This window comes from Paenibacillus aceris, assembly GCF_017874035.1.
Lineage (GTDB): Bacteria > Bacillota > Bacilli > Paenibacillales > NBRC-103111 > Paenibacillus_E > Paenibacillus_E aceris.
In genome coordinates, this window is the sequence record NZ_JAGGKV010000001.1 from 360,898 (window position 1) to 381,107 (window position 20,210).

Annotated in this window: 24 protein-coding genes and 4 pseudogenes; 4 read left to right on the forward strand and 24 right to left on the reverse strand. The window is 42.7% G+C overall.

Annotated elements, in window-relative coordinates:
• Positions 1-63: 63 nt before the first annotated feature.
• Positions 64-1,188, reverse strand: coding sequence for a SepM family pheromone-processing serine protease (locus tag J2Z65_RS01700; protein WP_167056090.1), 1,125 nt, complete (start codon positions 1,186-1,188; stop codon positions 64-66).
• Between the two features lie 125 nt (positions 1,189-1,313).
• Here J2Z65_RS01700 and J2Z65_RS01705 point away from each other — a divergent pair, with 125 nt between their 5' ends.
• Positions 1,314-2,585, forward strand: coding sequence for a nucleoside recognition domain-containing protein (locus J2Z65_RS01705; protein WP_167056088.1), 1,272 nt, complete (start codon positions 1,314-1,316; stop codon positions 2,583-2,585).
• Positions 2,586-2,604: 19 nt separating this feature from the next.
• Here the strand turns inward: J2Z65_RS01705 and coaD are convergent, their stop codons facing one another.
• The 3 genes from coaD to J2Z65_RS01720 all read right to left on the reverse strand — a co-directional run bounded on the left by coaD (position 2,605) and on the right by J2Z65_RS01720 (position 4,381).
• Positions 2,605-3,105, reverse strand: a complete 501-nt coding sequence (gene coaD / locus J2Z65_RS01710; RefSeq protein ID WP_167056087.1) for a pantetheine-phosphate adenylyltransferase — start codon at positions 3,103-3,105, stop codon at positions 2,605-2,607.
• A 24-nt stretch (positions 3,106-3,129) separates the two neighbouring features.
• Complete coding sequence (rsmD, locus tag J2Z65_RS01715; RefSeq protein ID WP_167056086.1) at positions 3,130-3,690, reverse strand: 16S rRNA (guanine(966)-N(2))-methyltransferase RsmD; 561 nt, start codon at positions 3,688-3,690, stop codon at positions 3,130-3,132.
• Between the two features lie 430 nt (positions 3,691-4,120).
• Positions 4,121-4,381 carry a hypothetical protein gene (locus tag J2Z65_RS01720; protein WP_167056085.1) on the reverse strand — a complete coding sequence of 87 codons (261 nt, stop codon included), beginning with the start codon at positions 4,379-4,381 and terminating at the stop codon, positions 4,121-4,123.
• 428 nt (positions 4,382-4,809) lie between these two features.
• On the opposite strand from J2Z65_RS01720, the gene J2Z65_RS01725 reads away from it, so the two are divergent.
• On the forward strand, positions 4,810-5,028 hold the full coding sequence (locus J2Z65_RS01725) for a helix-turn-helix transcriptional regulator (RefSeq protein ID WP_167056082.1): 219 nt from the start codon (positions 4,810-4,812) through the stop codon (positions 5,026-5,028).
• 231 nt (positions 5,029-5,259) lie between these two features.
• Here the strand turns inward: J2Z65_RS01725 and J2Z65_RS01730 are convergent, their stop codons facing one another.
• From J2Z65_RS01730 to J2Z65_RS01775, 11 genes and pseudogenes are all read right to left on the reverse strand, one after another.
• Positions 5,260-5,505 carry a hypothetical protein gene (locus tag J2Z65_RS01730; RefSeq protein ID WP_167056054.1) on the reverse strand — a complete coding sequence of 82 codons (246 nt, stop codon included), beginning with the start codon at positions 5,503-5,505 and terminating at the stop codon, positions 5,260-5,262.
• Positions 5,492-6,256 carry a ParA family protein gene (locus J2Z65_RS01735; RefSeq protein ID WP_209855697.1) on the reverse strand — a complete coding sequence of 255 codons (765 nt, stop codon included), beginning with the start codon at positions 6,254-6,256 and terminating at the stop codon, positions 5,492-5,494. Before J2Z65_RS01735 ends, J2Z65_RS01730 begins: the two co-directional genes overlap by 14 nt.
• A 265-nt stretch (positions 6,257-6,521) precedes the next feature.
• Positions 6,522-7,199, reverse strand: coding sequence for a M15 family metallopeptidase (locus tag J2Z65_RS01740; RefSeq protein ID WP_240159616.1), 678 nt, complete (start codon positions 7,197-7,199; stop codon positions 6,522-6,524).
• Between the two features lie 22 nt (positions 7,200-7,221).
• A complete protein-coding gene (gene terS, locus J2Z65_RS01745) occupies positions 7,222-8,055 on the reverse strand; it encodes a phage terminase small subunit (protein WP_167056863.1) in 834 nt (277 codons plus the stop codon).
• A gap of 197 nt (positions 8,056-8,252) precedes the next feature.
• Positions 8,253-8,636: a hypothetical protein gene (locus J2Z65_RS01750; protein ID WP_167056076.1), complete on the reverse strand. Its 384-nt coding sequence runs from the start codon at positions 8,634-8,636 to the stop codon at positions 8,253-8,255.
• Positions 8,637-8,857: 221 nt separating this feature from the next.
• A pseudogene (locus tag J2Z65_RS35130) lies at positions 8,858-9,045 on the reverse strand (hypothetical protein).
• 321 nt (positions 9,046-9,366) lie between these two features.
• Complete coding sequence (locus J2Z65_RS01755) at positions 9,367-9,477, reverse strand: YjcZ family sporulation protein (protein ID WP_167056074.1); 111 nt, start codon at positions 9,475-9,477, stop codon at positions 9,367-9,369.
• Positions 9,478-10,048: 571 nt separating this feature from the next.
• Positions 10,049-10,153 (reverse strand): YjcZ family sporulation protein, encoded by a 105-nt coding sequence (locus tag J2Z65_RS01760; protein WP_167056071.1) that lies wholly within the window; start codon positions 10,151-10,153, stop codon positions 10,049-10,051.
• Positions 10,154-10,448: 295 nt separating this feature from the next.
• Entirely contained in the window at positions 10,449-10,715 is a 267-nt protein-coding gene (locus J2Z65_RS01765; RefSeq protein ID WP_167056068.1) for a DUF2634 domain-containing protein, read from the reverse strand.
• 29 nt (positions 10,716-10,744) lie between these two features.
• Entirely contained in the window at positions 10,745-11,050 is a 306-nt protein-coding gene (locus J2Z65_RS01770) for a DUF2577 domain-containing protein (RefSeq protein WP_167056065.1), read from the reverse strand.
• Positions 11,047-11,933 (reverse strand): annotated as a pseudogene (locus J2Z65_RS01775) (XkdQ/YqbQ family protein). Before J2Z65_RS01775 ends, J2Z65_RS01770 begins: the two are co-directional and overlap by 4 nt.
• A 210-nt stretch (positions 11,934-12,143) precedes the next feature.
• On the opposite strand from J2Z65_RS01775, the gene J2Z65_RS01785 reads away from it, so the two are divergent.
• Positions 12,144-12,623, forward strand: a complete 480-nt coding sequence (locus J2Z65_RS01785) for a hypothetical protein (RefSeq protein ID WP_167056056.1) — start codon at positions 12,144-12,146, stop codon at positions 12,621-12,623.
• Positions 12,624-12,758: 135 nt separating this feature from the next.
• Here the strand turns inward: J2Z65_RS01785 and J2Z65_RS01790 are convergent, their stop codons facing one another.
• Both J2Z65_RS01790 and J2Z65_RS36040 read right to left on the reverse strand, forming a co-directional pair.
• Positions 12,759-13,121 carry a hypothetical protein gene (locus J2Z65_RS01790; protein WP_205300933.1) on the reverse strand — a complete coding sequence of 121 codons (363 nt, stop codon included), beginning with the start codon at positions 13,119-13,121 and terminating at the stop codon, positions 12,759-12,761.
• The gene (locus J2Z65_RS36040; protein WP_205300932.1) at positions 13,108-13,266 is read right to left on the reverse strand and encodes a phage terminase small subunit-related protein; all 159 of its coding nucleotides are present in this window, start codon (positions 13,264-13,266) and stop codon (positions 13,108-13,110) included. The genes J2Z65_RS01790 and J2Z65_RS36040 overlap by 14 nt, the downstream gene beginning before the upstream one ends.
• Positions 13,267-13,389: 123 nt before the next feature.
• Between J2Z65_RS36040 and J2Z65_RS01800 the strand changes: the two genes are divergently transcribed.
• Positions 13,390-13,578 (forward strand): hypothetical protein, encoded by a 189-nt coding sequence (locus tag J2Z65_RS01800; RefSeq protein ID WP_209855699.1) that lies wholly within the window; start codon positions 13,390-13,392, stop codon positions 13,576-13,578.
• 108 nt (positions 13,579-13,686) lie between these two features.
• Here the strand turns inward: J2Z65_RS01800 and J2Z65_RS01805 are convergent, their stop codons facing one another.
• The 7 genes and pseudogenes from J2Z65_RS01805 to J2Z65_RS01830 form a co-directional block, all read right to left on the reverse strand.
• The gene (locus tag J2Z65_RS01805; protein WP_167067254.1) at positions 13,687-13,878 is read right to left on the reverse strand and encodes a hypothetical protein; all 192 of its coding nucleotides are present in this window, start codon (positions 13,876-13,878) and stop codon (positions 13,687-13,689) included.
• A 139-nt stretch (positions 13,879-14,017) separates the two neighbouring features.
• Positions 14,018-15,250: a Ger(x)C family spore germination protein gene (locus J2Z65_RS01810; protein WP_167067251.1), complete on the reverse strand. Its 1,233-nt coding sequence runs from the start codon at positions 15,248-15,250 to the stop codon at positions 14,018-14,020.
• A gap of 240 nt (positions 15,251-15,490) precedes the next feature.
• Positions 15,491-15,840: pseudogene (locus tag J2Z65_RS36045) on the reverse strand (DNA modification methylase); the annotation flags it as partial.
• A 1-nt stretch (position 15,841) separates the two neighbouring features.
• A pseudogene (locus tag J2Z65_RS36050) lies at positions 15,842-16,369 on the reverse strand (transposase); the annotation flags it as partial.
• 208 nt (positions 16,370-16,577) lie between these two features.
• Positions 16,578-17,687, reverse strand: coding sequence for a Ger(x)C family spore germination protein (locus tag J2Z65_RS01820; protein WP_167067249.1), 1,110 nt, complete (start codon positions 17,685-17,687; stop codon positions 16,578-16,580).
• Positions 17,684-19,069, reverse strand: a complete 1,386-nt coding sequence (locus J2Z65_RS01825; RefSeq protein WP_167067246.1) for a spore germination protein — start codon at positions 19,067-19,069, stop codon at positions 17,684-17,686. The genes J2Z65_RS01820 and J2Z65_RS01825 overlap by 4 nt, the downstream gene beginning before the upstream one ends.
• Positions 19,062-20,144, reverse strand: coding sequence for a GerAB/ArcD/ProY family transporter (locus tag J2Z65_RS01830; protein ID WP_167067243.1), 1,083 nt, complete (start codon positions 20,142-20,144; stop codon positions 19,062-19,064). Before J2Z65_RS01830 ends, J2Z65_RS01825 begins: the two co-directional genes overlap by 8 nt.
• Between the last annotated feature and the right edge of the window lie 66 nt (positions 20,145-20,210).

The window sequence follows — 20,210 nt, forward strand, 5'->3', positions numbered from 1 at the left end:
ATTATATCCAGTTTGATTACCTTTTGTCAATTATAAATCTATTTACTTATCTTCCTAGAAAGCTTACTTTGGAGGTAGCGCCGCTAGAAACTTTAGAGCATCATCCATCGTGCCGATCTCAACAATTTTCATCTTCGTCTTGATTTGTTCGGCTCTTTGGAGAGCGTCTGAATAATTCGTGATTTTGGTCCCGTCTTTGTAAGTCACATCTTTGGGCGCAAAGAAAAAGTCCGCCTTCTCTCGATCCGCGGCAATAATCTTATGCTGTATGCCTCCAATTGGACCCACAGTCCCGTCTGTCTCGATGGTCCCTGTTCCTGCAATACGATACCCCTTCGTAATATCCTCTGGAACAAGTTGATTATAGATTTCTAAGGAAAACATAAGCCCAGCTGAAGGTCCTCCAATCTCCCCGGCCTTAATGGAGACCTGCTTATCGTCTTGATCTGCTTTGACTGACTGCATGTCAGCCGGAACGACGCCAATACCTGCACGAGGCTCGCCCTTATCCCCTTCCTGCTGAGGAAGGGCTCCAAGCGCTAGTGTCGCTTGCTGCTCCACCTTTTTCCTGGCATATGTAATAGTGATGGATTCCCCGGCCTTCTTCCCTTTTAGCGCATCAAGTAAATCCTGTGCTACTTTCACATCTTTCGTGTCAGCCTTCAACAGCACATCGCCCGGCTTGAGCACCTTCTCACCAGATAGCCCCGGAAGAGTCTGCAGCACCATTACACCCTCATGATTGATGTGAAATGGAACCTTCGCATGCGTATATGCCGCTTGAATCGCACTCGCTTGGGAGGTAAGCATAACATATTCTTGACGCTGTGAATATTCTTGCTCCGACTCGCCTTTGCGCAAAACGCTCGTTTTGGGCTGAATCTCTTCATAAGGATGAACAAGACCAATTAAATAATTGATCATATTGGCATCAGCGACACGAACCGTCGTGAGCATCAGCGTGCCTTTTTCCGGATCCGAGCCTTTGGGTATTGTCACCATCGGTTTAATTTCTTCCGCAGTTCCCGGCATGAAAATAAAGAAAGGTAGACGCACAAAAAACAACAAATAAACAATGACAATTCCTACAAGCGCAGAAGCTAAATAACGCCTGGTTGACGATTTTCTCGGGTATTGATAAGAATCATTGGACCACTCACGAATCCGATTCTCTTCTTCATTTTCCATACAGGTTCCCCTTCCTGATGCCTACTTCAAGTGATGACTTTCCTTTCGCCGAACAAATGAAAGCTTGGTCTAAACCTCTGTCTTTTCGCGTACAAATGAAGCATGTTAAAGGATGAGGTGAACCCATGCAGCCTTCCCAAGTAAACGCCAAGCTCAAAATGACGACGCTGGTACTGGGGGCTCTTACCGCCCTTGTAGTAGTGTCTATCATACTCTTTCCAGACAAAGCCTTTCAGTCTTCTCTCGAAGGACTCACGATTTGGTGGAAACTCGTATTTCCGGCGTTGCTGCCTTTTCTCATTATGACCGAGCTGTTGATCGGATTCGGCGTCATCCAAGGAACAGGAGTACTGCTAGATCCTTTAATGAGAATTATATTTCGCTTGCCCGGAGTAAGCGGTTGGGCGTTGGCCTCTGGCTTTCTTGTAGGTTTTCCTAGCGGGGCCAAAATTACAGCAACTCTCCATGAAAAAAAACTCATCTCGCGGGAAGAGACTGAACGGTTAACATCGATCTCCCATCTATGCAGTCCATTATTCTTGGTTATGGTTGTAGGTATCGGTTTCCTGCACAGCGCAAAGCTTGGCATAGTCCTTGCCATCGTCCATTACATCACTGCCGTAATCACCGGCATTTTGATGAGATTTTCGAAAGCGCCTCAACAGCCTTTAGATGCTACTCCCGCTTCTCCCTCTAAATCATCAGGTTCCATTTGGAAGATTGCGATCTCTACCATGCGACAAGCCTACCTGCACGATGGCCGTGCTTTTGGCAAGCTCCTTGGCGACGCTGTCCTATCCTCGGTTCAATCCTTAATGCTGATCGGCGGATATATGATGATCTTTTCGGTATTGATTAATGTTGTTACAATTACCCATTTTACAGATACTCTCAAACCTGTGACTTCCTTCTTCTTGCACTTTATGAATGTCCATACGGATACTTCTCCACAATGGGTTAAGGGGTTGATGGAGATTCATCTCGGCGCCTATTCCTGGAGTCAAGTCCAGGGGCTCTCCTTGCTTCCACAAATGGCGCTCATCAGCGCGTTTCTTGCATGGGGAGGCTTATCCGCCCATGCACAGGTTGCTGGATTTCATCAAAAAACAGAAGCACGCTACCGATATTTCTTCCAATCTCGCCTCTTGCACGCTGCACTTGCCTTCGTTTGTACCATTTTGCTCTGGAAACCGCTGCAATTTCTTATGATGGAAACAGAACCAAGCTTTCTCTGGTTGGACAAAACACCAAACACAAACACGCTATTCGCATCTGCGCTGAACGGCGGTTCGGTATGGGGGTTATGGGGCATTACCTTTGTTCAATTCCTTCTTCTGCTCCTAAGCATGCTGATCATTTCCACCTTCGTAGGCACTTTTCGAAAAAAAGCTAATTAGGCGGACTTTATGCATAATTTTAAGTGATTGGGAATTTTTTTTGCAGCGCTTCCTCCACCTCAGGGGGAACTAAATCTACTACCGGCCCATGAAACCGAGCAATTTCCTTGACAATACTTGAGCTCAAGTAGGAATACTTGGGCTTCGATGTCATGAAAAAAGTCTCCACATCCGAGTTAAGCTTATGATTCGTGGAAGCCATCTGCAGTTCGTATTCAAAATCAGAAACAGCCCGAAGACCGCGCACAATCAGACGCACATTTCGGGACTTCATATAATTCACCATTAAATCTCTAAACCCGTCTACTTCTACATTCGGCAGATCCTTCGTAACTTTGCGGATCAGCTCCATTCTTTCTTCCAAAGTAAACAGAGGGTTCTTGGACGTGTTGTTAAGTACTGCAACAATGAGCTTATCGAACACCTTCGCTGCTCTATGTATAATATCAAGGTGGCCATGTGTCACCGGGTCAAAACTTCCCGGATATACGGCTACTGTAATGCCGTGTTCTTGTTTCATCCTGCTGTCCTCTCCTTTCATAGCCTATTCATCCACGGATTGCTTATAAATCGTTACAGCCGTATCTCCGTAGTCAGCCCTTCTTTGTTGGTTGAATCCTCCAATAACATCATCCAGAACATCCTTCGCATCGTGTTCCACAACAATCGTGCTGTTTAGATCAACGATGGCCTGAGTCTCCATAGCGCTTATCAGTTCCGCGATCACTTTCATTTTATAGGGCGGATCGAGAAATACAAGTTGGAATTGCTGCTGTCTTTTCGCTAACGCTTTCAGTGCCCTGGCGGCATCTGTTCTGTAAATCTCGGCCTGATCCTTGAGACCGGCTGTTTGTAAATTATGCTGGATCGTGTCAATGCTTTTCTTCTCGATATCAATGAAGACCGCTTTATCCATCCCGCGGCTCAGAGCCTCGATGCCCAGTCCGCCAGTTCCAGCGAACAGATCGAGAACCTGTCCCCCGTCAAAATACGGTCCGATCATACTGAAGATCGCTTCTTTCACTTTATCCGTTGTCGGTCGCGTGCTGATACCGGGTACCGCCTTTAGCGACCTGCCTTTGGCAGTGCCTGAAATCACTCTCATCTTGCTCTTTTCCCCTTCTGACTGGCTGATTCTTTTGCTATCGTACCACAAGCACTATTCTGACACAAAAATTTTGTGTCTGCCATGTATAAATTTCCTGTAAAACGGTCATCCTTGAACTATCGACATCAGAGAATGTCGTAGACAACCGCGGAGAAGACTTACGTTTCCCCATAAGCTCTTCGTCCGGTTTCTCCTCTCCCATGAGACGGCCTGTAAAAGGGCCGTCGTATTAATTTTATAGGACAGTTTTCTGAAACCCTTATGAAATAAGGGTTTCTTTGTGTATAACAGAGTAAATAATTCGTATAGTACAGAGAGTATTTTTGACACTTGGTGACCAATTGGTGACCAAATTTAATTATATAGAATAAATAACCTCATAGTGAAACCCGATAAACCACAAAATGAAATTTACAAATACAATTATTTAACCTTGGCCGATAAAGCTCTGATTTGGTATATTTAACGGCTCATCTTCCCATCCTCGAATAATATTTATGGTATCAGTATTCCATCCATCCCAAATGAAATAGTTCTGTTCTGCCAGTTTACTAAGAACAAATTTAATCTCTTTTTCATATTTACCAGTTTTTGTACTCAGTTCATTGAAGGATGGCATATATCCGCGATGTTTGTGGGAATAGTTCCAAAGAATACGCAAAATCTTTCGTTCGATATCTCGAAGCAAAATGATCACCTCGCTGTTATTGTATGCAAACAAAATGCGAACAACATTAAAAAGCCTAAGGATATTCCCTCAACCTGCATTTTATCATGACAATTTGGGCACAAGACGACTTAAGAGACCTGCTCATACCTCCTTTATTTAATTTGTTGTTCTGATTTTCAAAACTAACAAACTATGTCCATGGGAATTTACCCTTGGGCCTCTGTTTTGTTTCTTCATTAATAAGACAGTTAATAAAATTATGATACAGTACTTCCTACTCCCACTAAATCCTCATCGGATGATGTCTCGGAATATTCCCCCGAAGCTTCTGACTTTTGTTTAATGCATATTGTTATGGCTTGTCTACTTATGTCTTTCCACTTAAATTAATTTATATTTGCAGGAATATTATTAAAAGGAGTGGAATTATTTGGTGAGGTGATTTTATGGGAATTCAATCCCGTTTAAAGGTTATTTTCGCGGAAAGAAATATTCGTCAAAACGAGTTTGCTCTAAAAGTGAATATAAGCCAAACAACCCTCAGTAAACTAGTGAATAATAAGTCATTGCCTACGCTTGATGTCGCTTATCGGATCGCCGTAGAGTTGGATCTTAATGTAATGGAAATATGGATTTTAATACAAAACGAGTCTGCCGCCGAATAATGAGACGGCGGCCTGTAAAAGGGCCGTCGTTATTATTTTATGGAACAGTTCATGAAAACCCTTATAAAATAAGGGTTTTCTTTTTATACAGGACAAAATTAGCTTATAATTCAGATCATGATTATTATCTCTGTGGACGGTTTGGGGACGAAAAATCTTATGTAAGGATCAGTCCGATATCCATTGCAACGGTGTCCGCGTATACTGTAAAATGAACGAATCCCCACTGGCCTATTCGACCGGTGGGGTATTTTTATGTCTTCGCATATACTCTTTCACTGCCTCTACCACAACATCAACCATCTTCCTATTCTGTTTCGCGGCGAATATCTTTAATTCAGTATGGAAATGATCGTCGAAATCAAATGTTGCTTTTTTCTTATTTACAGGTTTCTGTATACCTGTATTTACAGTTTCCTGTATTCCTTGGCTCCGCCGTTTTCCTAATAACTGCTCAATCGCATCACGCTTGGACACGCTGCTCCAGCTCCTCGACAAAATTTCTATAATTTCTTAGTGCCGATGTATCCGTATTACTGTATTCCTGTATTCCTGTAATAGAAAACTCCTTGATTCTATTTCTACGCTTTATTTCTGTTTGAAACACAACTCCCTCGTATTCTCTCCTTACCCTATCAACGATTGTTTTATCAATGATTGTTCTAGAATCGATCATTGTTGGCAATATGCCGCATAAAACAAGGTCCAGCTTTTTAACCTCTTTGATGTGAATCATTGTTGCGATGTATCTGTCCAGCGCGTCATAACACATTGGTTCGCATTGTAACATGACGATAGCATAGTCTGAAGCCACTAAACCATTAATAGTGTGCTCTCCGAGATTTGGAGGTAAATCAATAAGTATGAAGTCGTATCTGGCCTTTACTTTATGTAGTGTGTCTCTCAAAATGGTCGAACTCATTGAAGGATTTTGATGGATAAGCATGGGCAGAGTTGCAAGCATTTCATCAGCCGGAATGAAGTGAAGGTTGTAGGTTAACTTGCGGATGTAGGGGGTGGGATTCATGTTTTTACATGCCTCAAAAATAGTCATTTTGGAGTAATCGTGTATATCTCGTTGAGTAAGAAACTGAGTCAAATTGCCTTGGCTATCGAAGTCCACACAGAGAACTTTGTACTTCTTAGAGAGAAGATACCCCGTAATGGCTGTGGTTGTCGTTTTGCCAACGCCACCTTTTTGATTACCGATTGAAATAATGGCTCCCATTACCCATTCCTCCTTATTTCTGTAATCCTTTATTCCTGTATATAGTTCTACTATAGATCTATTTAATAGGGGGTCATGCACGGTCAAGTCGAGAGTGAATTCCGCACGAGGTTTTTTTCTTTTGTCCCTAAAGAAGAAAAAAGCCGTGATTCTTTTCCTCATCAATTTCGTCAAGAATGGCTTAAAGTTCTTGTCATTTGCTCGTGACAAGAACTTTATCCCATAAACATAAACTCAGGCCGTACAATTAGTATCGAGGGCTTTTTTAGATAATTCCTTTGCGGTGGAACACAGTCAGAAGGCTGTAAAAATCGTGGCTTCGACCGTCAGGCGAATCAATTAAGTTGCATCTTACAGCGGCATCAACGGCAGGATTTGCCCACTCCGGAACCGCCATGCTTGCTTTCATTTCTAGCGCATTGATCTTCTCGATATGCGCCTCTGCGGTGTTCAGTAGTGTTTGAATTTGTCCCTTTAACTCCTCAATTTCTTTCATTGTTTCTTCATCCCCCTCATTTTCTTCTGCTGGTCGTTTACCCATCAGTAAGTCATTTATGCTCAGATCAAAAGTAAACTCCAAATGCGGATAGTCAACAAAACCAGTCCAGTCTCTACCCCATGCAAATCCTAAGGTTTTACCGATCTCAGCAACTCGCCGCCATCTGGCATCCACGTTCCAGTTGAAGCTCCCATCCGGATTAATTAAGCTAATCAAACGCCAGTCCGTAGTTGTGATAGCTGTATCCCCCCTTGCATTAGTAACGATTGGGCCCGGTTTTGTTCTCCCTTGAGCATAAAGTTCATTCTGTTCAGCAATGCTGCGTAAACCTTGAGTAATAAGAATAGATATGCCTTCGGATTCTACTCGTCTAATTAACTCACGCGCCTTCTGAGCTACAATTGAGTTAAGCAGAGCTATTCGTTGCTCATTGACTTGGCTCATTTCCGTTCCTCGCCCTTCTGTTTCAATTGTCCCAAGGCATTTTGAATTGCAGGCGGCCGCAATTGCGACTTGTGCATCTACATATTTTTTTGTTGCTAAATCTTGAGTTATTAAGATTATTAACCTCTGCTTGCAGCTTTTGAATCCTAAGATCACGCTCAGCGTCTACAAAACGATTTTTTAATTCAATGGCTTTCAACTTCTTATCCTGGACCCGGGTCAATGCTTCCTCCAGACGCAGCAGATCATCAATCACTCTAATATCTGATTCCTCAATCTTCGTCTTAACCAGCTTATCCATCGGTACAACCACACTTCTGGTTTGGCCCATCTTTTCATAGTGAACGGTCTGGACATCCTTAATAGTGATTCTCTCCTGTAGGACCTTTCGTTGCTTTTCAGAAAGCGCACACCGAAGATTCTGGATCCGCTGCAGCATTCGCCTTTCCCTTATTGAAAGAAGTGTGATTGCCTTGTCCGCTTGCCGGACCGGATCAGTCTCAACTTGACGAACCAGTTCTTGCTCATCTTCCTCGAGCGTATCCATCCAGATGGATTGGAACTCTCCGGTAGTGACTGCTTTTTTGTTGCCTGGTGGGCCACCATGGCCACCTCGGTTACCAAGAGCATTTTTACTCCCTTTCGGAGCTCCTCCTTTATTACCGACAGCATTCTTATTACCTAAAGGAGCTCCAATTCGTTTAGTAACGTTACCTTTCACTTCATTAGTAACGTTACCTTTTAATGAAGCATCCCATTTATCCTGGCTCTTCCATTTCCGAATCTGGGTTTCCCCAAGTCCGAGCTCAGCAGCAAGGTCCTTGAGTTTCATCTTACCTGCGCTGCCGAGCCATATTTCTTAGGCTTTGTCCCTGTCAGGGCTGCGTTCTCTTGGCATTACATATCACTCACCTCCGAAATACAAGGTAAAAATAAAAAAGAGAGTCGGACCTGGCAACGAGTGTGAAAGAGGCCACGAACCATTGTCGTATAATGCCAATAGACCAACCTTTGAAAAGGCTGGCCTGCTGGCTTAAATTTTATTATAACCAATTATTTCTTGATTTTTTTCATTGCTGTATTGAACTTTTGATTCACTTTTTTCGAGCTTGTTGAGACGCGAGTCCATTTGGAACCGCCGAAGCCGCCTGTTACGAAGGTACGGTCCAATACGACAGTATCATTAGCTGTACCTTTAAGTGTTAATCTTCCAGAGCCTAAGTTCTCGCCTTTCGGTACGTCAGCCCAAGTACCTGTAATCGTGTTCGTTGTTTGGTTGATAATGCCACGATAAACGTTGGTGAAACCTGCATTATCATCTTCACCAAACCACCATAAGATCCTACCAACCTGGCGAAGGTAGTACGTACCTCCATCGTTACAATCATACACACCTGTTAAATTCGGCAAAGCTTTGATGACGTTCTTCTTCAACATATGAAACACTCCTTTCAAAGTTTATACGATAGATTATGATAAAACTTTGATAGAGGAGTGTACTGAAAGAGTTGTAGATTCGTATATTTTCAATAACTGATTATTAATAAAGGCGTTACCCCCGCAGCGAAGGCCGGTGACATGGAATACCATTTTGACATCAATATAATCATGAAGATATAACTCCTTTATTTCTATTCCTAACGATAATTAAAAGTCCTCTAAAGTTCATATTTCTGCAACTCCAGATCAATCTCAATCAGCTTCTTCAGATCCTCAACTGTCTTGATCTCGATCCGTCCATCCTGGAAGTCTTTAACCCAGCGAGCAATGCCTGCTTGAATGATTTTACGGTAAACTTGGATTCGAGTATCCCTTCGATTAGAGCGAGTTCATGCTTAAGTAACAACTCTTCATTATCTTCGTTCGTATTTTCATCTTTCAATTGCGAACACTCCCAACATTCGTTAGAATAGATGTGAGATCATGCGTTCGCATAACCGTGGCAAACATGATCTCACTGGGAGTGTTCCGGTGCATGAGAAGGACGTTCGAGCGTCCTTCTTTTTATAAGTCTAATAGTTCTGTGCAACAAACAAGGATGTCAGCCAATACCTCAGCATCCCGGTAAGATTAAGGATTATTTTTTTATGAAGAGATCAACGAAAAAAACGGTCTGTATTCGCTTCTATTTCGCTATAAGACCGTTTTTGTTTTTTATGATGTTGGTTTAAAATGCAAATGTCATTAAGATAATAACCAGAAGAATAAAAAGAACCAATACAGCTGCTGCGTTGTTACCATAACCTGCACAACTTCCACCATAACCTACTTCTCCCATGCTTACTCATTCCCCTCTGGTGTTTTGTCACTACGGTATAAAGTATGTTCGTTAAGTAGTGTTTGATTGGACGTATGTACCAAATTGAGTATTGGAATAGCCGGCATTCATAATAAAGAATTCGGATGGTCCCTGCAGGTGAGTGACAACAGCTATGTTGGTGCTTGTGAATTTGTACCACTCGAAGCACAATCTACATTTTTCAAAATAGCCGAGCAATTAAATCGAACAGAAACTGAGAATTAGTATTATCTTGATCCGCTCCTTCAGTGCCGGGTTAACTACCTTTTTATAACACCCAGTAAAAATAACCGCAAATTCCCGCTATGTGCCCACGCATTATTTTTAAACTTGAATCTTATATATTAACCAGCCACAGTCACTCATCTCATATTTTAACCTTCATTTACCATAAAAAAGTCACCCTGAGAAGGGTGACCTTTTTATGATAAGAACAACGAGAAAAAACGGCCCGTGTTCGCATCTGTTTCGCGATAGGACCGCTTTTGTTTTTCTCGATATTAGTGTTTGATTAAAGAATTTTAGAACACACAAGCTGCTGATAAGATGATTACCAAACACAAGTTACTGATAAGATGATAACCAAAAGAATAAAAAGAACCAAAACAGCTGCTACGTTGTTACCATAACCTGCACAACTTGCACCATAACCCATATTTACTCATTCCCCTCAAGTAAATTTTAATTACGATATAAAGTATACGCTCAGTACTTATTGCTTGCTTGGACGTATACCATTGAGGGTAAACGCTGAGGACCACTGAACGATGATTGATGCCGTGCTAAACTGCCCGTTTAGTTCAATATTTTGCAAGAAATTACGTAGCCTCAGCCCGATTTAAAAGTACCGCTCAATACCCGTAAACTCATAAAAACGTTTCTTAATAACATCACAAAACACAGGATCTAATTCAAGAGTTACAGATGGTGGTAGGATAGTAGGAGACTTTTTATTGTAATCGATCGTCTTGCATTAAGGCTTCTTGAATGCGTCTATTCAACTCTACACGAACATAAGTATCACTCTTCCCAATGACGGAGCTAAGCTCACTACCATAATCAGAACCATAAATAGTATGTTCGAAGCGTTCTGTTTGGAGGATCTTATATACAGCTTGCTTTACTGCCTCTAGGCGATCTACGATTCCCACAATTCGGTTGGAGACCGGATCAAGTTGGTAGGTTTTGCTAGCCTGTTTAGCTTGTAGTAATTGCATGGTGGTTACTCCGCCCTGAGGGATCATTCCTACACCGCCCTATCCAAAATGATGTACTGTTGACTACCTTGCATCCGAAGGAGGATTAGCGAATCGCCGATTTCAAGGCCGCGCCGAATGACCACTACTTGAATACCTATCGTAACCTCATAGTGTGTGAGCTGTTCCGGAATAATTAAAAAATCCTCAACGAGTGAAAACCGCTGATCAACGGACACTTCGAGAGGATTTGTGTTTGTTACTGTTCCTAATAGTACAGATACAGGTGAGGTTGCATCAACAGCACCGACTCCGGCTTGCTTTATTAAATTTGCTAGTTCAGCTATCTTTTTCATCCATACACCTTCAATTCCAATGACATGGAATGAACTGCATCTTCGAACTTATGCGTGCATTCTTCAACAAGGAAATAATTATTCACATCGATATCCCCAATATTAATAGAAATAGAGCAGCCTGCACGCACTCTGATATCACCGATAGCATCAATAGTGAACGTACGCGTCTCGCGACTCTTTAACACCATGAGTTTGTTCAGAATTTCATTTACCTGTGCTCGGTTTAACTTATCATCAACTTTTTGATAGAGCTGCAGTCTGCCCCACTTGGCTATGTTTGCACTATCCTGAACAACGAATGCATCACACCCAACCACTTTAGAAGTTTGACCCTCTTCCTTGCTCTTCACGTCCTGGACCAATTTAATACGGTTATAAGTATCGGTATCAATAGAGCGAGTCATTTTGTAATCATAGGCTAAGCTTATATCGCCGATAGAAATATCTAATTTCCAGTCGACAAAATCTCGTAAGGCAAGTTCTCCGAAGTTATCGTAAAAGACATAGGTACGACCGGTTGCAACAGTTGTATCCGCCAATGCCGTACAAATGATATCAAGAAGTTTAGTCCCATCTTCTACCTTCCTTCGGTAGCCTGTATCAGCAAGTGAGCCTATCTTTAATTCGGTGTCACTGGCTATTTTTTTAAAAACTTCCGTAGCTGTCGAATTTTTGAACACATAAGTGTCGCTGCCCATTAAATAGCTGAGCTGATCAAATGCGGTGATCTTAATAGCTTCATCGGACCATCGTTGATCGTAAAGATGTAACCGTAGAACACAGGCTGCTGCTCATCAAGTATGACTCGAACCACGTCACCGGTGTTATAACGGAAACTTGTATCCTCATAGATACCTCCTTCGATGATCGTAAATTCCATACTCGAAGCTTTCCCAACTCTGCTTTCACCTCAAAGTGTAAATGGATTGATAAATAAATTGTTAGACTGATAACGGCGTACGAACGGGAAGTTAGTTTAACAACACAGGTCCTTATCTCAACATTTTTTTTGATTGTATTAATCTTTAAGAATAATACCTGAAGAGAAACAAATAATAAAAATAAAAAACGTTAAAGGGGATTAACTATTTTGTTAAATAAAATAGTATTATGGACTGTATTAATTGGTCCATGGTTCACATTATTTTTAATTAAAAAGGAAAATATAAAACGTTTTATGCCTGCAGCCATTTTCGCTTCATATTTAATGATAATTTATAACGTAGTCGCCATGAATCAAAAACATTGGGTAATTAATGAAACGCTTATTCCGTGGTTAAAACCCTTATTTGTTTCTGGTGTTTTTGGTGCTTTTCCAGTAATAACTTTATGGGTTTTCTATTTTACATACGGGAAATTTTGGAAATATATTATAGCTAACATCATCATGGATTTCATGTTTGCTGTTTTTCCTATACATTATTTGTTTCAAGAAGTATTAGGGATCTATAAGTTAGTTAACATTACTCCATGGGGTCGGTTTTTCCTATTTGTATTTTTTTCCATAGTTATTTATGGTTATTATAAGTGGCAAGAAGATTTGTTCCATTCTAAACCTAAAAGAACGTAAAATTTATACCGCTGCTTTATTTTGTCTTCTTTTCAATCTCCTCGTAAAATCAAGCAATCAGGTATAAAAAGACTTAATTATCAATTACCTTGACAGCTTAATAGCTTGTCCAATACAACTGGATCCATAATGCTGCTATTGTTCAAAGTGTTCACTTCTAGCTTGGAGCTTTTGAAACCGAAGATCACGCTCTGCATCTACAAACTGGTCCTTTAATTCGATAGCTTTTAATTTCTTATCCTGGACCCTTGTCAACGCATCTTCCAGGGGTAGCAGATCATCTATTACCCTAATATCTGATTCCTCAATCTTCGTGGACAGCAGCTTATCTATAGGAACAACGACACCCAGCTCTTGCTCCTCTTCCTCGAGAGTGTCCATCCAAATGGATCCAAACTCTCCAGTAGTGACGGCTTTCTTGTTACCAATAGGAGCTCCAATTCGTTTAGTACCGTTACTTTTCACTTCATTAAGTAATGTTACCTTATAATAAAGCATCCCATTTGTCCTGGCTCTCCCATTTCAGGATCTGAGTTTCCTCAAGTCCGAGCTCTGCTCCAAGGTCTTTGAGTTTCAACTTCCCTGCGCTACCGAGCCATATTACTTTAGCTTTATCCCTGTCAGGACTGCGTTCTCTTGGCATTACAAATAAAAAAGAGAGTCAATTTGACTCTCACAATTAATCGCTACTACTACTACTACTACTACTCCCTCCACTGTCACTCCCACCTCCACTATCACTTCCGCCTCCGCTGGGAGAATCATTGTGATTGTGATCGTGGTGATGGTGGTGGTCATGATGAATATGACTATGGTTGTTATGATGATTATGATGTTGGTGATGGTGATTAATATCATGATCAGAAGTGTTATTGATAAAGAGATTAGAGCTATTATTGTGATGATGGGTAGAATTACTTCTTCTATACCTGCCTTTGCTGAATATACCAATTAAACAAAAAACAACGAACATAATGAAAATAATAACCATTAAATTCATCAAATCAGTCCTCTCAATTATTTGTTACAAATATTTCTATTCTTCACAATAATTAAAAGTCCTCTAAAATTCATCCTTTTGTAATTCCAGATCAATCTCAATCCTGTCATCCTGAAAGTCCTTCACCCAGCGAGCGATGCCGGCTTGAATGATTTTACGATACTTTGATTTGAATTCCAGGATACCTTCTAGCAGTACGAGCTCATGCTTGAACAAGAGCTCTTCATTAACTTTGTTCGTATTTTCATCTTTCAATTGCGAACACTCCCAACATTCGTTAGAATAGATGTGAGATCATGCGTTCGTATATCCGTGGCCACGGCAAGCTAACGTTTATCGTTAGTTGAATATCAATTCAACCCTCCCTACATTAATGACACAAATCTCCCTATTGTCACCCAAAAATTCTTGATCGGTTCTTTGTTCCGATCCGCCTGATCTTGACGAACATTTTAACATCGACGTTTATGTCTTCATACTGACGCTGCCACTCTTCTTTGGTCTTGACCTGCTTGTTCCAATAAACGGGCTGTGTAGCACGTACATATTCCCCGAAGCCGAAAATGTCGCTGCCATCCTTTTGGGTTTGCTGAATGAAATCTTCAAACGCCTGCTTGGCGTCCTTTTCGATTTTATCTTCTATCTTTTTTAGATTTTCTTCTGTAATGTGGAAATTCTCGTTCGATTTTTCTTCCACATTCCCCTCCACCTGGCAATTTACTTTGATGTAAACTTTTCCATTTTTAATCGTTGACGTGATTCTCGACTTCCTATGCGTTGTTTTAAAAATAACCGATGTATTCGTATTCGGCATTTGATGGAGCGTGCTATACCCGCCAGGGTTAATCTCTTTAATCGCCATATAATGGCCGATCTGTACGGCTTTCGACGTGCCCACCATTTTATCGTCTCGAAAATAAGCCAATCCAGAGATTTCAATGTTCGACGCTTTCTTTAGCTCCAAGTATGGAACCGATCCTTCCTGTCCTTTGGCCGAGGATTGACTGAAAAATACGCCCAAGAAATTGTTGGGCAGCTTGCCCATTTCCCTAGCATGCTCCAATGTGGCAAGCAAATATAACGTCGGCACTCTTTCCAATTCAGGGTTGGCATTCATAATATCCGCTGCCGGCCCTTTAGAAACGACCATCCAAACGGTTCTACGGACTTGCGGTTGACGGCGAAAGAAATCATTCTCATTTGCAATTCCTTTCCTCGCAATCGCGTCCGAAATCACGATTACCCGCAAATGTCCGTAAAATAATTGATTTGCCAGCTGCTGCTGCAAGTTCATCAAGGAATCATCGATTGTATGGCCGACGCTAGTCAGCACCCACACCGGCTTCTGCCCGGGAGGGTTGCCCGATCCGCCCGCTGTACCGAGCGGAATCCTTCCGGGAACGGCAATCTGGACCGTGATCCGAATCAAATTCTTGTTCGATTCCGACTGGTTATTTATATTATGTGTAGCGTTGCTGCTTTCTTTCTCATCACCGGGTTTAGCTACATCAATGCCAATCGCTAGCACGGCGGCGCGGTCTTCAATTTCCAGCCGGTCCCAGCATCCCGAAAGCAAAGGAGCAATCAACAGGAATACAAGAATCTGTTTAATCAGATTTATCCACAAGTTGATCACCCCGACTTTTTTTCGAATCATCGCTACGACCAATAAAGAAATGGGACGACAGGCGGTTCATTTCACACAATCAACAGAGGCTTCTGACTTTGCTGGGATACTGGTCGATACTGGTCGTGACCACCGCTTATACCATTGCCATCTGGCCAAGCTACTCAACTTCCCCCTGTCGACTTATGTTTTAGTTTCCCATTCATTCCCTTGCCCGTATTTTTATCCAAATTTGAGATTCTATGCATATGCAGCCCGATTCAATAGTACATGCTCTATTCCTGTCCACTCAGTGAACCGCTTTTTTAATTACATCACAGAAGACTGGGTCCAGCTCTAATGTCCTGCATGTTCGGTCCATCTGCTCACATGTCATCGGTGTAGATCCGCTGCCGCCAAAGAAGTCTAAAGCTCTGGCAGATCCTGGGCAAGCCGGCTTTCCATATGGTCGACTGCTTCCGGTCCCCGTACCATGCCGGCGACTTACCTTTCAAATGGGCATAGAACACTGGCTCATACTTGTATCTATATTGAGACCAACCAAAGGAAGCGGCGTTCTTTGACCAAGTGCACTGTGACCTGACAACGATAACCGTATTTCACGATGGCATCGATTTCGTTTTGCTCTAAATAGTCGTAGTTTTCTTCGCCACCATAGCCCGCGTCGGCAATGACGCTGCTTGGCAGCTTGCTGAGCTGCGACTTTACTTTTTCAAGATGAGGAATGAGGCAACGTGTATCGGTAGGCATTTGGTGTACGCTGTAACCAAGGATGAATTGATTTTCGGTGCCAATCTGCATATTGTAACCCGGCTTGAGATGACCGTTTTGCATGTGATCTTCTTTCATCCGCATAAATTTGGCGTCGTGATCGGTTTTACTGTAACTGTTGCGCGTGCCTAAAATATCTTCATGAGCCTCGTACTTTTGGAGGCGAGGTAGCAAGTCCTCACGAAGCGCGCGAACCGCCTTCTTAAGGAACTTTTCCTTTGGGTTTTCCAGCAGACGTTCTTCTAGTTGCTTAACGGCCTTTTCCAGTTTGTCGCTTGTGATTTGTGAAGATTCGCCAAGCTCGTGAAGATCTTGACCGCCGTGGGTTCGTTCTTCTTGAGTTTCCGCTTCGAAAAACCTTGACAAGATATTAGTTGGTTTAGCTTAATTACATGATTTTGCTAAATGAAAAGCAGCTTTGACTAGCCTGCCGCGGTGTCTTTATTCAACTCCACGTTAGATTAATCTCCTTGCTTTAAACTATAGGCTTAACCCTTTCATAGACCTTGAGGACGTATTCTTCGTAGTAGGCCTTAGTGGAGGCGTTTCATAAGAGCTAGTCCCGCAACTCGAACATGTTGGTAGCCAAGAGATTGACTTTGATATGGAGCTCAAGATCCGGAATATCTTCATTGACGGTCAGACCTTTGCGATACCAGACTTCGTTCAAGGAGTAAATGTCAACGAAGCGTTTCTTCCCAACTTCATAGGTTTCTGTAATTTCATCCACGACGTTCTTCTTAATCAACATATTCATTTCATTTAGCCCAAGCGGTTTCTTCTGCTCTCGAATGGAGGCGTCCATGCTAATTTCTAGTTTAACGATTCGTTTACCGTTCTTATATGCGGCTGATTTCTTTACCTTATTGTTCTTTAGCGCTGCGGTTCCAACGAATGTGCCTTGATCGTCCTTGATGGGGAGAATACCGCGGAAGGTTCTCTCATTTAACCATTTCACTCCGCTTGCTTCTTTACGGTTGAATCTGGCTTCGCTCTTTCCGTTCTTCAAAGCGACAAGGCCATTCACGATTGGCAGTGTAAATGGCTTACCATCTTTGTCCCAGCTCTCGGAGAGTTTTAAATGATCCAGCAGCATGGTTTCGAACGGTTCCCTTGAAGATCGAATGAACTTCTGATAATTCACTGGCACAAAGGAGGATTGTATCTGCTTATATAAGAGATTAGGCTGGTAGTACAATGTGTTAATAGAGGAGCTGCCGGTGATCGGTTTTGTGCTTAGAATCTTGCTGAGGTCTTCATTAGTTGCAAATACCCAGGGTGTATAGCGTTGATCGCGCGTTCGCATCAAGTCGTCATGGATATCGAAGACCCCCTTGGCAAGCAGGCGATCGCTAAATATAAACGCTTTAGTCTGTGTCAAATCCATTCGCATCTGGCTTTCCTTCAGCAGATCGAACATCGCCATCCCGATACTTTCGCCTTCACCTGTTCCAACAACGATCGGATTCGGAGTGTTTCCGCCTCCTTCTTGCTTCGCCATGGACGCGAGATCATTGATTTGCGCATAGATTTTATATTTTCCGTTGATGTAATCGATGCCGATCATATTAACGAAATTGAAGTATTGAATGTTCTTTACGTCCCAGCATCCACAAAGGGACAACATGATGCAGCCGACTAAAGCCGATTTCCAGGCCCTCTTCATGATTTTCCGTCCTTCATCCTCGTATCGTCCTGCAAATGTAGGTTCTGTGCACGCTTTTTCATTTTATTCGCCGGTTTCTTAAGCAGAGCCCCTGTGATATCTGCCCAAGATGGCGGTGAAATCGGAGAGAGATACGGGAGCCCGAACGATTTGAGATCGGATAAATAGGCGATGACGAAGAAGATAGACAAGAAGAACCCGAACATCCCGAGAATAGAGGCGATGATCATGATGACGATGCGTGCGATCGATACGATGCCGCTCAGCGTCGGATTCACCAGCGTGTAGCCGGATATTACCGTGGTCGCAGCCACGACAGTTACGGTAGGGGACGTAATGCCGGCTCTTATAGCTGCATCACCTATGATGATACCGCCGACGACGGTTACCGTTGGGCCTACTGACTTGGGTAGCCGCAATCCTGCTTCTTTAAACAACTCAAACATGATGAGCACGATAATCGCCTCGAATGGAAGTGAGACCGGAAGTCCGATGCGATTTGTTGCAATTGTAGCTAACAAAGGCAGTGGAACCTGCTCGAAATTGAATCCGATCAGCGCGATGTAGAATCCGGGCAGGAACAACGCCAAATACCAGCCAACTAGTCGGATCAGCCGTTGAAAAGAACTGATCACCGAACGGTAATAGCCGTCTTCTGGTGATTTCATAAGCGATGTAAGCGTAACTGGGGCGATAATGGCGAGTGGCGAACCGTTAAGCAAAACTACGAATCGGCCGCCGATCAAGTACTCAGCGGCAAAATCGGGCCGCCCGGTATTGTCGATAAGCGGTACCACCGACATGGTCTTATCCGATATGGCTTCTTCCAGCTGAGAGCTCGTAATTAGCGCATCGATGTAGATATTCTGCAATCTTGCTCGAGCCTCATCGACAGCCTCCTTATTCGCAATATCTTGGATGTAGAGCAAACATATCTCGGTCTGGCTCCGGACACCAATTGTAAAAGATTCCACTTTGAGTGTCGGAGTTAGCAGTCGCTTGCGGATTAGCGCTACATTGGTCTTGATGCTTTCGGTAAATCCGTCGCGCGCTCCCTTGGAGGACGTTTCCATGACGGACTCTTCCGGGTCTCTTTGGGGCGGGTCTGCAACATAGTGCAGGTAACAGCAAACCGTTTCCATATCGAAGAGAAGTAAGTTGCCACTAAACACATAGGACGATAGCTCGTTCTTCCAATTCGATGTTAAAGTAACGGGGTGCTGCCGCCAAATGTCTGTGCTGCATGTGCTTACTTCATTGATTTGCTCCCGATTGGACATGCCTTGGCAGAAAATGAACAGAAAGCCGCCGATTGGTTCGAGGCTAACATCGCCGCAGTCCTCAAATAACTGCCGTATGTCACTTTCGCATATATTAGCCATTTTGCCTCACCGCCTTCTTGTTCTTTCCTGCCCAAATACAAATTAAGAGCACGAAGCTAGTGACACCGCAAAACAGACTGGAACTCGTATAATAGGTTTTTACATGATCGTGGAACTTTATATCCGACAGCTTGAGCTGATTGATTACAAAAAGAAACAAGGAAATCAGAATGAGCAATATTTCTGGATGCCTCCATTTTTTCACCCACAGGGTGTGAATGATATAGATCGCCAGCGAAATTCGTATAAACGCACCGGCTAACCATTGATAAATGGACAAAAAGTCGGTTTGACTTAGCATGCTTCCGATGGACGCCATGCGCCACTGCTCGTACGCCGGGTATCGAAGTTTCTCGGCTTCGATTGGACCGAACATGGCGATTATGCCTGACAATGGTCCAAATGTCAGCTCAATCAACATAAGCACAACCAGCATCATATTCATGCGAGACAGCTTGCCCTTAACATTGTCCTTCAGGAAGAACACGAGAAAGATCTCCGTAATACCCGATGTTGTGTACCAAGCGCCATGTGTGATAGATAGCGCTGGATTTTTGAAGATTGGAAACAAGTAGCTGTAATCTTTATATTGAAAGTTTACTGCCATGATATAAAAGCCAAATAGAACGATCCAGGGTAGCAGAATGCCATTGGTGATTGCAATTGCGGCCAGTCCCTTCCTTGCCGTGTAATAACTGATGCTGATGAGACATATACCGACTACCCATGTTGGGGTATATGTCAAGTATGATGTATTTGACCAAACGATCGTATCCCGTATGCTGATGCTAGCCTGAATTAAGAAGTATAAGGTGAACAGAACCGTGAAAATAAGCCACACCAGTGAATTTGTTTTCTCTTTTACCCAGGTGGAAAGCGAAGAAGGGATATGTTTGTACATATATACATACAGCAGGCCAAGAAGTAAGGAAGGTACAACGGCGGCCAAGACAGAGATCCATGCGTCGCGGTTCGCGGTATCTAGCAATATTGGAATCAGGATGACATGGTTGGAGATTCCGATATATGTAATCAGCAGCATAGACAACTGAAATGGGGTGATTTTTCCGTTCAAACCAATCAGATCCTCCTTACGATGGCAGTATACTTAAATTTTCCAATTACACATATTTTTATGCAT

Bases quoted from the DNA above. Each gene is read 5' to 3' on its own strand.
- J2Z65_RS01700 (WP_167056090.1), bottom strand. From the start codon at position 1,188: ATGGAAAATGAAGAAGAGAATCGGATTCGTGAGTGGTCCAATGATTCT.
- J2Z65_RS01705 (WP_167056088.1), top strand. From the start codon at position 1,314: ATGCAGCCTTCCCAAGTAAACGCCAAGCTCAAAATGACGACGCTGGTA.
- coaD (WP_167056087.1), bottom strand. From the start codon at position 3,105: ATGAAACAAGAACACGGCATTACAGTAGCCGTATATCCGGGAAGTTTT.
- rsmD (WP_167056086.1), bottom strand. From the start codon at position 3,690: ATGAGAGTGATTTCAGGCACTGCCAAAGGCAGGTCGCTAAAGGCGGTA.
- J2Z65_RS01725 (WP_167056082.1), top strand. From the start codon at position 4,810: ATGGGAATTCAATCCCGTTTAAAGGTTATTTTCGCGGAAAGAAATATT.
- J2Z65_RS01735 (WP_209855697.1), bottom strand. From the start codon at position 6,256: ATGGGAGCCATTATTTCAATCGGTAATCAAAAAGGTGGCGTTGGCAAA.
- J2Z65_RS01740 (WP_240159616.1), bottom strand. From the start codon at position 7,199: ATGAGCCAAGTCAATGAGCAACGAATAGCTCTGCTTAACTCAATTGTA.
- J2Z65_RS01750 (WP_167056076.1), bottom strand. From the start codon at position 8,636: ATGTTGAAGAAGAACGTCATCAAAGCTTTGCCGAATTTAACAGGTGTG.
- J2Z65_RS01755 (WP_167056074.1), bottom strand. From the start codon at position 9,477: ATGGGAGAAGTAGGTTATGGTGGAAGTTGTGCAGGTTATGGTAACAAC.
- J2Z65_RS01760 (WP_167056071.1), bottom strand. From the start codon at position 10,153: ATGGGTTATGGTGCAAGTTGTGCAGGTTATGGTAACAACGTAGCAGCT.
- J2Z65_RS01765 (WP_167056068.1), bottom strand. From the start codon at position 10,715: ATGCAATTACTACAAGCTAAACAGGCTAGCAAAACCTACCAACTTGAT.
- J2Z65_RS01770 (WP_167056065.1), bottom strand. From the start codon at position 11,050: ATGAAAAAGATAGCTGAACTAGCAAATTTAATAAAGCAAGCCGGAGTC.
- J2Z65_RS01790 (WP_205300933.1), bottom strand. From the start codon at position 13,121: ATGCTTTATTATAAGGTAACATTACTTAATGAAGTGAAAAGTAACGGT.
- J2Z65_RS36040 (WP_205300932.1), bottom strand. From the start codon at position 13,266: ATGCCAAGAGAACGCAGTCCTGACAGGGATAAAGCTAAAGTAATATGG.
- J2Z65_RS01820 (WP_167067249.1), bottom strand. From the start codon at position 17,687: ATGAAGAGGGCCTGGAAATCGGCTTTAGTCGGCTGCATCATGTTGTCC.
- J2Z65_RS01825 (WP_167067246.1), bottom strand. From the start codon at position 19,069: ATGGCTAATATATGCGAAAGTGACATACGGCAGTTATTTGAGGACTGC.